The sequence below is a fragment of the Devosia insulae DS-56 genome (genome assembly GCF_000970465.2).
GTDB lineage: Bacteria > Pseudomonadota > Alphaproteobacteria > Rhizobiales > Devosiaceae > Devosia_A > Devosia_A insulae.
In genome coordinates, this window is record NZ_LAJE02000118.1 from 1 (window position 1) to 12,785 (window position 12,785).

Sequence of the window (12,785 nt, forward strand, 5' to 3'; positions counted from 1 at the left end):
GGCTGAGAGAGGTGCATAAGAGACAGGTGGAGGACCACTGAGAAACCGGTGGTTCTTCATGTGCGATCGCCCTGTCCGTCGCCGGGGTGATGGGCGCGCAGCAGGTGGAGGGTCGGCGGCGCCACGAGCCTCACCGGCTGGCCGGTGGGCAGGATGGCCTTGCTGCCGCCAGTGGTGACGGCGCGCAGGGTCTTGCCCTCGACCTTGATCCAGTAATGGGTCGAGGCGCCCATGAACATCGCCTGCTCGATGGTGCCATGAGGGTCGGTCTCGACCGGCTCGATGGCGAGGTCCTCGGGCCGAATGGCGACGCCCTCGACATCGCTTGCGGCGGGGTTTTCGAGCGGGCGGACCTCGCCCCAAGGCAGGCGGCAGGCGCCGTCGGAGATCTCGGCCTCGATGACATTGGTCATGCCGAGAAACTCGGCGGTGAAGCGGTAGGTGGGGCGGCGGTAGAGGTCGATCGGCGTGCCGCGCTCGACGATCTCGCCGTCCTTCATCACCACGATCTCGTCGCCCAGCGCCATGGCTTCGGCCTGGTCGTGGGTCACATAGATCGAGGTGACACCGAGCTTTTTCTGCAGCGCGTGCAGATCTTCGCGCAGCGTGTCGCGGAGCTTGGCATCGAGGTTGCTGAGCGGCTCGTCGAACAGCAGCACATCGGGCTCGATGACGATGGCCCGCGCCAGGGCGACGCGTTGCTGCTGGCCGCCGGAGAGCTGCCGGGGCAAGCGCTTGGCGTAGTCGCCGAGCCCCACCAGCGCCAGCGCCGCGGCGACGCGGCGGGCCATCTCGGCTTTCGGTACGCGCCGCATCTCCAGCCCGAAGGCGACGTTCCGCTCGACGCTCATATGCGGGAACAGCGCATAGGTCTGGAACACCAGGCCGAAATTGCGCTTTTCGGGCGGCACCTCGTCGATGCGCCGATCCTTGAGCCAGATGCCGCCCGAGCTCGGGTCGGTGATCCCGGCGATCGAGCGCAGCAGCGTGGTCTTGCCGCAGCCGGAGGGGCCGAGCAGCACGATGAAGCGGCCGGCGGCGATCTCGAGGTCGATGCCCTTCAACACCTGGTTGGCATCGAACTGCTTGGTGAGCTGGCGGATGGAGAGCGAGGCGTACATGAGAGGGGGACTCCGCTGCTGGAGCGGCGGCATCCCTTGAGGGCGCCGCCGCCTTGCCGGGGGTTACTTGCGCAGCACGTTGGCGACGAAGTAGGCGGTCAGCTGGTCGTTCAGCACGGCCGGCATGCGCTCGATGGCGCGACTGGCGAACTGATCGGTGGGGATCAGGCGGGCCACCTGCTCGGGCGTGAAGGTCTGGGCCGGATCGATATCGGTACGGGCCGAGCGCGAACCGTTGATCGAGAGCTTTTCGAGCTGCACGTCCTTGCTGATCAGGAAGTCGAGCATCAGCAGCCCGGCCGCCGGATGGCTGCCGTTGACCGGGAAGAACAGGCCGTCGCCGCCGCCGACCTGACCTTCGCTGAGCAGCTGCTGACGGACCGTCGGGGGCAGCAGGCCACGGCCGCTGAAGTCGTAGGCCATATCTTCCCAGGCGGTGCCGATGGAGCCGGCGCCGTTGGCGATCAGGTTGAGCGTGTCGGAGTTGCCATTGGTGATTTCGACCGACGGCAGGATGTCGCGATAATAATCCCAGACCGGGGTCATGCAGTCGCTGGCGGCGAAGGCATCGGCCTGGGCGGCGGTGATGTCATATTTGACGAAGGTGGCGCGGCAGGTCGCGTCGGTGACCTTGGCGAAGGCGATGGACTGCATGAAGCCATTGCCCGAGCCGCCGCCAGCCGGCGAGGTGACGATAAACTTGCCGGGATTGGCCTTGGCCCAGGCGGCGAGCGCGTCGAGGTCGGTCGGTACCACATCGGCCGGGACGGCGCGGGTGTCGAAGACGATGTCGGTCTGGTTGCGGTGGAACGGCAGGAAGGTGCCGCCATGGTCGATGCCGCCGGTGATGGTGGCAATGGTCTTGTCCAGCGCCGCGCCATTGGGCAGCAGTTCGACCAGCGGAACGTTGGCGACGACGCCTTCACCGCTGAGCAGCGGCAGGCCGCCCGAGCTGACGAAATAAGCATCGGCCGGAGCCTTGGCGCCGGCCTTATGGGCCGCGATCAGCTGCTGGTTGGCCGCGGCACCCTCGCCGCGGATGTACTCCACCTTGATGCCGTACTTGGCTTCGAACTCGGGGATCAGGTGGTCGTTGAACAGCGGACCGAAGCTGTCGGTGAAGTCATAAAGGGTGAGCGTGCCCTCTGTTTTCGCAAGCGGAACAATGACATCATAGAAATTGTCTGCACTCAGCGTGCCGAGATCGAAACCCGGATCGGTGTTGAACCCGTCCGAGCCGACGGGCTCAACCGCGTAAGCGGTGGTGCTCAGAAGGACGGCGATGGATGCCGCAAGCAAGGCTTTCATTGTCTCATCTCCACATTGGGGTCAGGCATGCGATCAACTCGCAACTTCTCCGGCACTCCGCGGCTCATTTTCCCGATGAAGCGGAGTGCCGGAAATCAAGGCTGGCAGCACGGCCAGCAAGCTCGGTGATATCGGGGGCGCGGCGGCATAGACCGGCGCCCCGTAGGCAAGACCACCGGCCGCGATATAGTCGCCGGTGACGGCACCGGAGCAGGCGGCGAGATAGAGCCCGCCCACTGCATCCCATGGGTTCATGTGCGGCTCGACATAGGCGTTGAGCCGGCCGGCCGCGACGTGGGCGAGGCATAGCGCGCCTGCCCCCAGCCGGCGGTGCTCGGCGCCGGCTCGGGTGAGGCCATCGACGATGCGACCGTTGAGCGCCGGATCATGCCGGGTCGAAAAGCCGAGGCCGATCACCGCTTCGCCGAAATCGGCTTCCGCAGCGCAGCGAATAGGCTTGCCGTTCAGTCGCGCGATGCGGTCGGGCCCGGCGTGGAACAGCTCGTTCTGCAGCGGGTCGAGGATCCATGCGGCGACCGGCAGGCCGTCTTCGAGCAGCGCCAGCGAGATGCAGAAATAGCCGAGCCGTCGGGCGAAGTTCACCGTGCCGTCGATCGGATCGATCAACCAGGTGAAGCCCGAAGCAAGGTGGGCGCCGCCGAACTCCTCGCCGATGATGCCGTCCTCGGGGAAGTCGGCGCCGATGGCATCGCGCATCATCTGCTCGATGGCGAAATCGGTCTCGCTGACCAGGTCGCCCGGCCCCTTGCTGGTGATCTCCAATGCATCGTCGACATGGGCGCGCCGAGCGATCTCGCCGGCGGCGGCAACCAGCATGTTGGCGGTGGCGATGCGGCGCTCGATGCTCACAGCTGCCCCCGCGTGGTCTGCCGCAGGACGAGGCGCGGAGCGCAGTAGATGACACCGTCGGCGCCCAGGCGATGCGCCTCAGGCGCGCTGGGCGGTTGGGCCGCCTCCGGCTGCTGATGGGCGTGGATGTGGTCGAGGACGCCGAGCACCATGGCGTCGAGCGGCTGCTCGAAACTGGTGAGCTGGTAGGGCGTCCACGACGAAGCCGGCAGGTTGTCGAAGCCGATGATCGAGAGGTCCTGCGGGATGGTCATGCCGCTGCCGCGCAAGCCGTCGATGAAGCCGAGCGCGATGGCATCGTTGGTCGAGAACACTCCGTCCGGTCGCTCGTTCGGCGGCAAGGCCAGCAGCCGGTCGGCGCAGGCCAGACCGGCTTCGGTGGTCATGGTGGCATTGTGCCAGACCATCGGCTGGTGCCCGGCCTGGCCGAGGCCATCGACGAAGCCGTCGACACGGCGCGAACTGGCCCAGCTGTCTTCCGGGCCGGCCAGCGCCAGGAACCGCCCCCGGCCTTCGCCGAGCAGCACGGTGGCGGCCTGCCTGCCGCCGATCGGGTTGTCGGTGGCGATCGAAAAGGCTTCGGGATGATTGCCGGGGCGATTGAGCGCGGCGAGAAACTGGCCACGCGACAGGATGGCTTCGGCCCGCGCTTCGGGCACGACGCCGGCCGTGACCACGACGCCGCGGGTGCGCCAGCTGATGGTCTCGGCCAGCAGCCGATCCACTTCCCTGTCGCTCTCGGCGTAAAACAGCAGCGGCTGCAGGTGCCAGGCCTCGAAGGCTTTCAGCAGATGCGACAGCACCTGGGCCCGCCAATCGAAGCTGAGCCTGGTGGTGATCACCGAGACCAGTGGGGCGTCGCCGGTCACCATGCTGGCGGCGAGCGCATTGGGCCGCCAGCCGATTTCGGCCGCCACCTTGAGGATGCGATCGCGGGTCTCTGGTGCGATGCGGCCATTGCCGCTGAAGGCCCGACTGACCAGCGCCTGCGAGACATTGGCGGCCTTGGCCACATCGCGCGAAGTGGCTGCGCTCGCCGGGGAGGTGCGGGCTGGCACGGTCAGCACAACACGGTAATACGTATTACCGTCGCCACAACCGATCGCGTCTTCGTCATTGCGTCTAACCTTGCCTTGGATGACTGGAGTCATAGCCCGCCTATGTGACGGTCATGTTGCAGGCCGATGCCGCGGCCAAGAATGTTGCTAACCCCGCGTGGCAGCGTCACTATTGTCCGGTCCGTTGAGGACTCGCCGCAGCCCAGAGGCCATCGCCAATGCCGCAAACTGTCCTCTCCCCGGATGCACTGGGTCCGACCGTCTGCGTCGGGGAGATCCTGGTCGAGATCGTCGCCACGACGATCGGCGACGGGTTCCGCACCGCACAGCCGCTGGTGGGGCCGTATCCGAGTGGCGCGCCGGCAATCTTCATCGATCAGTGCGGGCGGCTCGGTGGCCGCGCCGCCATGATCGGCGCCGTCGGCGACGACGACTTTGGCCAGCTCAACCTCGACCGGCTGCGGGCGGACGGCGTCGACGTATCGGCGGTCGCGGTCGATCGCCAGTTCCCGACCGGCAGCGCCTTCGTGCGCTACCGCGCCAGCGGCGCGCGAGACTTTGTCTACAATATTGCCACCTCAGCGGCGTCGCGGTTCGGCTGGAGTGACGCGGTCGAGGCGCTGGTGCGTCGTGCCGGGCACATTCACGTCATGGGCACGGCGCTGTCGATGCCGAGCGCCGCCGCGGTCATTGCCCGGGCCGTCGAGATCATCAAAGCCCGGGGTGGAACGCTGTCGGTCGACCCCAACCTGCGCAAGGAATTGCAATTGGACGTGGGCGTCGAACGCCAGTTCGCCGAGCTTGTGGCGAAAGCCGACCTGCTGCTGCCGAGCGGCGATGAACTCGAGCGCGCCGCCGGGGTCGAGGGCGAGGCAGCGGCGCTCGAAAAACTGTTCGCGCTGGGTGTCGCCGAGATCGTGCTGAAGCGCGGTGCCAACGGGGCCACTTGCTTCAGCCGAGATGGCTCCCGCCTCGACGCTGCGGCATTCGTGGTGACCGAAGTCGACCCCACCGGCGCGGGCGACTGCTTTGGCGGCGCCTATGTGGCCTGCCGCCGCCTGGGGATGGGCGCCGAGCAGGCCCTGACCTATGCCGCGGCGGCCGGAGCCCGCAACGTAACGGTACGCGGGCCGATGGAAGGCGCCGGGACGCGGGCCGAACTCGACGCCTTCATTGCCGCCACCCCACGGCGCTGACCGAACCAGGCTCTATTCGGCCACGAGGTAGGCGTTGCTGAAGTAGGTGGAGAAATCGGGCCTTTCCGCCAGCACTGTGCCGTTACCGTCCTTCAGGATGCCGGCGTTGAACAGGTACTGGCCGATGGCGTTCATCTTTTCGGGAGCGATGGCGCCGATCACGCCGTCGGCGCTCTGCAGATAATGCCCGTCGATCAAGGCCTGCAGCGAAGCCCGGATCAGCTTCCGGTCGGTCAGGACATCGCTGTTGGCGGCAACGAGGATGTCGGTGGCCTCGTCCGGATGGGCGACGGCGTAGGCGTAGCCGCGCTGCGTGGCGCCGATGAAGGTCGTGGCGGTCTCCGGGTTCGCATCGAGATAGGCCGCGCTGGAGCCGATCAGCGTGGTGTGCTGGTCGGGGACGCCGAAATCGGCATAGCGGAAGGCGCGCTGGGCCTTGCCGTCGAGTTCGGCCTTCACCCCCTCCCAGGTGTAGACTTCGAGGGTGAAATCCACCGCGCCATTGGCCAGCGCTTCATAGGCCGAGGTCCCGAGCGTCACCGTTTCGTATGTGCCCTTGCCGCCATCTTCCTCGATCATCGAAGTGATGAGGGCATTCTCCCAGGCGCTGCCGAAGCCGCCATAGGTCAGGCCATCGAGGTCGCGCGGGCGCCGGATATCGGCGCGCTCGGCATTGAACACCAGCCGGCCGGTCTCGGTCTGGGTGACGGCATAGACGGCCTTGAGGTCGGCGCCGGCGGTGTGCTGGGTCATGAAGCCGATGGAACCAACGATGCCGAAATCGGCGACGTGGTTGGCCACCAGTGCCCCCGCCGAGGTGTCGGTGTAAGGCAGGATTTCGACGTCGAGCCCGGCCTCGGCATAGTAACCAAGCTCACGCGCCACATAGAGCCCGATGTGGTTGGTGTTGGGGGTCCAGTCGAGGGCCATGGTGACGTGCTGCTGCGCGACGGCGGGGCCGGCGGCGAGGCCAATGAGGCAGGCGGCGACGAGCGCCAGGTGGCGGAGGGTCATCGGTCAAGTCCTTTGGGTTGGCGTGGAGAGGAGCAGATCGAGAATGCCGGCCTCGATGGCGGCGACCGCCGCGCCGGTGCGGCGCGGGCGCGACAGGGGCACCGCAACTTCAGCGATGATGCGGCCAGGGCGGGCCGACAGCACATAGATGCGATCGGATAAGAGCACCGCTTCGCGCACGTCATGAGTGACCAGCAGGCTGGTCCAGCCGTGGCGGCTCCACATGGTCTCGAGCCAGCGTTGCATGTCGGCGCGGGTGAGGGCATCGAGCGCGCCGAACGGCTCGTCGAGCAGCAGCATGTCCTTGTCCTGCACCACGGTGCGGAGCAGCGCCGCGCGCTGGCGCATGCCGCCGGAGAGCTGAGCTGGATAGTGCTGCTCAAAGCCAGCAAGGCCGAACTCGGCGAACAGCGGCGCCACGCGCCGGCGCGCTGCCATGCGCCCGATACCCTGCACCTCGAGGCCCAAGGTCGTGTTGTCGATGATGCGCCGCCAATCCATCAGCGCGTCGCGCTGCGGCATGAAGGCGAATGGGCGGTGGTCGGGCTGGAGCGGCGCGCCATCGAACAGCATGGCGCCGGCATCGGGGAGCAGGGCGCCGGTCAGCAGCTTGAAGATGGTGGATTTACCCGACCCGGATGGGCCGAGAATCGAAACGAATTCACCCTTGCCAACGGCGATGGACAGCTCGCCCAACACCTGGAGATCGCCGAAGGCTTTGGCGATGCCGCGCAGTTCGAGACGCGCGGCACTCATGGCTTATGGCTCCCGGACAGGCGCAGCCAAGGCATCGACAGGCGCTGGAGCAGGACGGTCACCCCGAACAGCAGCAGCGTCAGGGTGGCGCTGACCATGACGGCGGCCAGCACGAGATCGGGGCGGAAGTTGTTTTTGGCGTTGAGGATATAGATACCCAGCCCTTTGGCGGCGCCGGCATACTCAGCAAAGATCGCGCCGACCACGGCATAGGTGATGGAGATCCTGAGGCCGGCGAAGAAGAAGGGCAGGGCCGAGGGCAGGCGCGCAATAAGGAAGATGCGCCAGCGTGGCGCGCCCATCGAGGCCACCAGTTGCTCGATCTCGTCGGCTGTCGAGGCATAGCCCTGCAGCAGTGCGATCAGCATGGGAAAGAAGGTGACCAGCGCCACCAGCATGATCTTGGGCGTGAGGCCGAAGCCGAACCACAATACCACCAGCGGCGCGATGGCGATCATCGGCAGGGTCTGGCTGATGACAAAGACCGGCAGCAGGGCGCGCCGCAGCGGCCGGAAGAAGTCGATCAGCACCGAAAAGACGAAGGCGGCAGAGACCGAGCAGGCGAAACCGAGGACGGTCGCGGTGATGGTGGGCAACGTGTTGTCCCACAGCGCCTGAGAGTGCAGCGCGCCCTGCGCCAGCACCCGCGAGGGGGCGGGCAGTGTCGTCGGCGGGATCCCCGAGAACTGGGCGTAGGCCTCCCAGAGGAGGAACAGGCCGCCGACCGAGAGCACGGCAGGCCATAGGCGGCTGAAGGCTGTTGCGGCGCGGGCCGCGACCGGGCGGATGAAGGGCATCGACGTGAACCTTGAAGGGAAAGCGGACGTGCCTTAGCGGGCGGTCGGGCTGTTCGCCGAAACGGTCAGGTCGATGGTGACGTGTCCTTCGGGTGGCCCGAAGCGGCAGAAGGCTTCGGCGAGTGTCGCAAACACCGGACCGGCATCGCCGCGCAGCACCGAGCAGAAGTGCTTCGAGCGATCGAACACGCAGGAGCCTTTCAGGAAGTCGATGCAGCCATAGATCTCGTCCATGTGCTGGCCGGTACCCATCACGTAAAGCGAGAACTGGGCGGCGATGGCTTGGCCGGTTTCCGCTGCCGAGGCGACCGCCGCATGGGCGGCTGCCTGGCGGGCGGCCAGCGGTTCGAGCGGATCGGCGAGCGCACTGGTGTTGCAGATCGCCTCATCGGGCTCACCGGGACAGCCGCGCGAAATGGCGGCCGAGAACGTCACATGCTCGCCGCTCCGCGCCGCCGCGACGAAGAGGTCGCGCATCGCCGGGAACAGCACCTCCGGCGGCCCGACCAGCAGGGTCGAGATGTCGTCGGTCTCGATGCGCAGCCGGTCCCGATAGGGATCGAGCGCACCGAGCGCCAAAAGGATGACGCCGACGAAATCGTCGGCCATGGGATAAAGGGAAATCTGTGCGCCAGAAAACATCGCCCGCCTCGCTCCGCTGGTATTACCCAGATCAGCTTTAGGGTCCGCGCACTTAGCGTGCCGCATCTCAGCCCCGGCAATACGGAGCACCCCTGTGGATGGCGATGCTTAGACCACGGTTGGGGAGGGATTGGAAGGGGTGGTTCTGGGATTTCGGTCGGCGTCAGTGGTGGGTTCGACGTCCGATGGCTCCGTGACCGCCAACCCCTCACCCGTCTCGGCCTTGCGGCCGATCCACCCTCTCCCCGACGGGGAGAGGAACGGTGCCCCGATCGGGCCGCAGCGCATTCTTCTCCCCGTCGGGGAGAAGGTGGCCCGAAGGGCCGGATGAGGGGAAAGCCACGATGGCTGCGGGGTGGCGCGGCGACACTCCTGAACGAACTACAGCGGCAGGTAACCGGTGAAGCCGGCGATCTTCCAGGCCCCATGCTCGCGGCGCAGGTGGAACACCGAGCGCCAGGCGACAAGCATGGCGTCGCCGGATTGGCGGAGGATCTGGCCGTCGATGCGCTTGTGGGCGAGGGCCGCGTCGCCATTGATGTCGATGCGGTCGATCGACTGGCAGCGGAACCAGGCGGGGCGCAGCGGCTCGGCGAACTCCCTTGGGTTCCAGCGCGCCGCGATGGCGGCATCGCGGTAGGTGGCGAGGTCCGAGTAGGCTGGGCGCCAGTTGGCCGGATCGAGCGACAGCGCGGCGTCGATGCCGAGAAAACCGGTTTCGACATAGTCGGCGGCGACCAGCGAGAAGTCGCTGCTGAGGAAGAAATCGCTGTCGCGTCTGACCAGCATTTCCCAGATGGCGAAGCGATCGGCGTCAGCGGCGGCGAAGGGATTGGTTTCGCTCATTGCACGTCCGGGGGTAGCGGGAAATGCGGTTCGGGCAGGTCGCCGCCCATCGACTGCGAGATCTTGCGCGCGGCGCGGTAGAGCATGATCGCCGCATCGTCGAAGGGGACGATGATCTGCTGGCTGGTGAGGAACGGCATGGTCAGCGCCGCGATCGAGATGCCGGCGGTGTTGATGATCGGGAAGCTCAGGTCGGTCACCCCCTGCACCATCTCGCCTTCGATCCGCTCATAGCCGCGCCTGGCAATGGTCGCGACCCGGCTGCGGTAGCGCTTCGCCTGATCGGGCGGCAACAGCGCTTCGGACTGGCCGATGATCCAGGTCTGCACCGGGGCCGGCTGGAAGGCGATGATGGTGCGGCCCGAAGTGCCGCGGATCGCCGGGCTCGCCGCGCCGACGCGCAGGCGGATGGCGATGGGGGCGGGGCTATCGACCTGGGCGATGATGCGCTGGTTGAGCCCATCGAGAACTGCCATGTGGATGGCCTGCGAGGTCTCGAGCGCCAGCGCGTTCATGATCGGCTGGGCGGCATCGACGACGCGGCGGAACGGCGGGAACAGCGTCGCAAGGCCATAGAGCTGGGTGGAGAGCACCAAAGCTTCCTCGCCGGGCGGCCGGATCAGGTAGCCGCGGCGCTCCAGCGCCATCACCATGCGGTAAACCTCGGACAGCGAACGGCCGAGGCGCTGGGCGATCTGGCTGGGGGTAACCGGTACGGTCAGGGTCGCCAGGAGCTCGAGCACATCGAGGCCCTTTTCGAGCGCCGGAGCGGTATACTCTGCCTTGGGAACGGGCTTCCTACGTTTGCGCGATCCCTTGGCGGCCGGCGCACCGTCTTCAGCTGCTGCCATGCTCCCCCCGCTCGCTCGTTTCGGCGCCGATGTCCACTAACACCGCGCCAGTCGGCCCGCCACCATGGGGGAGGGCCGGGGCACAGGAAATCGCCAGCTCAGTCCCAGAGCAGCAGCCAGCCGGCTCCGGGACAATCGAACAGGTGCTCAACGCCGGTCGGAACGCCGTTGGCGAGCGGCAGCGCCTTGACCGCGCCGGAATCCCAGCCGGCGACCAGCACGTGGCTTTCCGTCACCAGCATGTGCTGCGGCCATTGGGTCTGGCTGTCGTGTTCGGTGACCAGTGCCGGGGTGGCGCCGGAGACCTCGAAGGTCGAGATGGTGTCGAGGCTGCGGTTAGCGAAGTAGACGTGGCGGCCATCCAGCGCGCGCTGGATGTCGCCCGGATAGTTGCGGCTCCAGCGCGTCTTGCCCGGGCCGGTTTGCCGGGTGGCCCGGACATTGGCCCAGCTGGAGGCCGGAGCGCCGAGCCGGCCGACCACGAGGTTGGAGCCGAGCTCGCCGCTGACGGCGAGGCACCCATCGGGCAGCACCACGGCGTGACGCGGACCGGTATTGGCCGGCACGGCTGTCGCCCGCAATTGGGTCAGGGCGTCGGCGCCGGGCTTCGACAGGTCGAGACTGAACTCACGGATGAGGTCGGCGCCGAGGTCGATCACCACCAGCGTCGCGCCGATGAAGAAGGCCTGGTGCGGATGGGCGTCATCCTGCCGCTCGAGCTCCGGGCCGCCGCCACTGAGCTTGAGCTGCACGATCGGCCCCTCGAAACTGCCGTCGGCGGCGAGGCGCTGCAGGCCCAGCGTGCTGGTGGTGTAGTTGGTGACGATCAGCAGCCGGCCGCTCGGATCGACCACGAGGTGGCAGGGCTCGGCGCCCTCGCTCGACTTCTCGCCGAGGGTGATCGCCGTGTCGCCCTCGATCCGCCAGGCATGGATATCGCCCTCCATGCCGACGCGCGAGGTGCCGTAGACCACCGGCAGGGTGGGGTGACGCGTCAGGCTTGAGAGCTGGTTGACGCGGGCCAGGGTCTTGCCCCGCCACTTGCCATCCTGCTCGACCCAGCGGGTCAGCCCATGCAGTTCGAATATGCCGCGCGAGGCGACCAGCAGCGACTGCCCTGCAGCAAGCCTGAACTCCGACATCGTTCCCCCCAAAAAAAGCTACTCCGATGCGCCGGGACCGAAACCGTCCCAATGCGCTACGACGTCACCGCGTTCGACCACCGTAGCCCGTCGCAGCATGGCGAAGGCCATGCAGACATGGTTCGGCACGATCTCCAACCGTGTCCCTACTGGTAGCGGCATCGGCGCGCCCTGGCCACGCCAGCGCAGCCAGCCGTGTTCTTCCGACATCTTCTCGATCACCCAACCCGGGGCGTTGACGATCAGCCCCATGCCGGGGAAGGCGTCGCGGTGCGCCGAGGCCGGCACCAGGTCGGTGCTCAGCGATTTCGAACCGGCGTCGATGCAGGCGCGCTCGGGGTCGGGGTGGCTGACCACCGTGGCGATGACGCGGATGGCGGTGGTCTCGAGGCTGGCATTCCCCAACGCGATCTGGCCGACATCGTTGAAGGCATAAATGCCGGGGCGGATCTGGGTGACGCCAGGCACATGCGCCACTTCGCGCGCCGAAGCGGAGGCGCCGAGCGAGACGGTCGGCAGCGGCACGCCGCGGGCGCGGATCGTCTCGGCGACGCCGACCATGAACGCCCCGGCGGCCTTGGCGCGGCTCGCCAGATCCGGGTGGTCCTTGGCGCCATAGGTGGTGCCTTCGTGGGTATAGATGCCGATGAGCTCGACGCCCGGCAGGGCGTGGACGGCGGCCGCCACAGCGGCGGCCTGGTCGGCGGCGACGCCCTCGCGGCCGAGCCCGGAGTCGATCGCCAGCATCATTCGCGCCGTGGTACCGGCAGCAGCGAACACCGCGCCGATACTGGCGGCGGCGGCTTCGCTGTCGGTGGCGAGCGTCAGGTCGACCCGGCGCGACAGGGCGAGGGCGCGTTCGGCCTTGTCGGCCCCGACGATCGGGTTGGCGACGAACAGCCGCTTCACCCCGGCGGCGGCGAAGGCTTCGGCCTCGCCGAGCTTGGCGACGCAAAGGCCATCGGCGCCGTGCGCCACCTGCCGGAGGCCGATCTCGGCCATGCGATGGGTCTTGGCGTGCGGGAAGAGTTCGACCTTGGCCGAGCTGGCGATGGCCGCCATCTCGTCGAGATTGCCATCGAGCACCGCGAGATCGAGCACCAGGCCGGGGGTCGAGACGGGCAGGTCGGCCCAGCTCGGGCCTTGGGCGTCGTCAGCGATGGAGATTGCGGTTGCGGCCATGC

At 67.5% G+C, this 12,785-nt stretch carries 13 protein-coding genes and 1 riboswitch; of the genes, 1 reads left to right on the top strand and 12 read right to left on the bottom strand.

The annotated features are described in order from the left end of the window. Nucleotides 1–56: 56 nt before the first annotated feature. The 4 genes from VW23_RS07545 to VW23_RS07560 form a co-directional block, all read right to left on the bottom strand. Nucleotides 57–1,121 carry an ABC transporter ATP-binding protein gene (locus VW23_RS07545; protein WP_069908968.1) on the bottom strand — a complete coding sequence of 355 codons (1,065 nt, stop codon included), beginning with the start codon at nt 1,119–1,121 and terminating at the stop codon, nt 57–59. A gap of 63 nt (nt 1,122–1,184) precedes the next feature. Then, complete coding sequence (locus tag VW23_RS07550; RefSeq protein WP_069908969.1) at nt 1,185–2,429, bottom strand: extracellular solute-binding protein; 1,245 nt, start codon at nt 2,427–2,429, stop codon at nt 1,185–1,187. Nucleotides 2,430–2,462: 33 nt separating this feature from the next. After that, nucleotides 2,463–3,299 carry an inositol monophosphatase family protein gene (locus VW23_RS07555; RefSeq protein ID WP_084645734.1) on the bottom strand — a complete coding sequence of 279 codons (837 nt, stop codon included), beginning with the start codon at nt 3,297–3,299 and terminating at the stop codon, nt 2,463–2,465. After that, a complete protein-coding gene (locus VW23_RS07560; RefSeq protein ID WP_084645736.1) occupies nt 3,296–4,450 on the bottom strand; it encodes a LacI family DNA-binding transcriptional regulator in 1,155 nt (384 codons plus the stop codon). The genes VW23_RS07555 and VW23_RS07560 overlap by 4 nt, the downstream gene beginning before the upstream one ends. A 125-nt stretch (nt 4,451–4,575) precedes the next feature. Here VW23_RS07560 and VW23_RS07565 point away from each other — a divergent pair, with 125 nt between their 5' ends. Then, complete coding sequence (locus tag VW23_RS07565) at nt 4,576–5,553, top strand: tagatose kinase (protein ID WP_069908971.1); 978 nt, start codon at nt 4,576–4,578, stop codon at nt 5,551–5,553. A gap of 12 nt (nt 5,554–5,565) precedes the next feature. Here VW23_RS07565 and VW23_RS07570 read toward each other — a convergent pair whose 3' ends face one another. The 8 genes from VW23_RS07570 to VW23_RS07605 all read right to left on the bottom strand — a co-directional run bounded on the left by VW23_RS07570 (nt 5,566) and on the right by VW23_RS07605 (nt 12,783). Further along, complete coding sequence (locus VW23_RS07570; protein WP_069908972.1) at nt 5,566–6,567, bottom strand: ABC transporter substrate-binding protein; 1,002 nt, start codon at nt 6,565–6,567, stop codon at nt 5,566–5,568. Nucleotides 6,568–6,570: 3 nt separating this feature from the next. Beyond that, the gene (locus tag VW23_RS07575) at nt 6,571–7,323 is read right to left on the bottom strand and encodes an ABC transporter ATP-binding protein (protein WP_069908973.1); all 753 of its coding nucleotides are present in this window, start codon (nt 7,321–7,323) and stop codon (nt 6,571–6,573) included. Next, entirely contained in the window at nt 7,320–8,120 is an 801-nt protein-coding gene (locus tag VW23_RS07580; RefSeq protein ID WP_069908974.1) for an ABC transporter permease, read from the bottom strand. Before VW23_RS07580 ends, VW23_RS07575 begins: the two co-directional genes overlap by 4 nt. A 33-nt stretch (nt 8,121–8,153) precedes the next feature. Continuing rightward, complete coding sequence (locus tag VW23_RS07585; protein ID WP_069908975.1) at nt 8,154–8,762, bottom strand: YkoF family thiamine/hydroxymethylpyrimidine-binding protein; 609 nt, start codon at nt 8,760–8,762, stop codon at nt 8,154–8,156. Beyond that, nucleotides 8,753–8,866: riboswitch (TPP riboswitch) on the bottom strand. (Overlaps the previous gene by 10 nt.) Before the next feature lie 277 nt (nt 8,867–9,143). Then, on the bottom strand, nt 9,144–9,608 hold the full coding sequence (locus VW23_RS07590) for a hypothetical protein (protein ID WP_069908976.1): 465 nt from the start codon (nt 9,606–9,608) through the stop codon (nt 9,144–9,146). After that, the gene (locus VW23_RS07595) at nt 9,605–10,459 is read right to left on the bottom strand and encodes an IclR family transcriptional regulator (protein WP_069908977.1); all 855 of its coding nucleotides are present in this window, start codon (nt 10,457–10,459) and stop codon (nt 9,605–9,607) included. Before VW23_RS07595 ends, VW23_RS07590 begins: the two co-directional genes overlap by 4 nt. A gap of 98 nt (nt 10,460–10,557) precedes the next feature. Further along, nucleotides 10,558–11,601 carry a lactonase family protein gene (locus tag VW23_RS07600; protein ID WP_069908978.1) on the bottom strand — a complete coding sequence of 348 codons (1,044 nt, stop codon included), beginning with the start codon at nt 11,599–11,601 and terminating at the stop codon, nt 10,558–10,560. Between the two features lie 18 nt (nt 11,602–11,619). Next, entirely contained in the window at nt 11,620–12,783 is a 1,164-nt protein-coding gene (locus tag VW23_RS07605) for an alanine racemase (RefSeq protein WP_069908979.1), read from the bottom strand. Nucleotides 12,784–12,785: the final 2 nt, after the last annotated feature.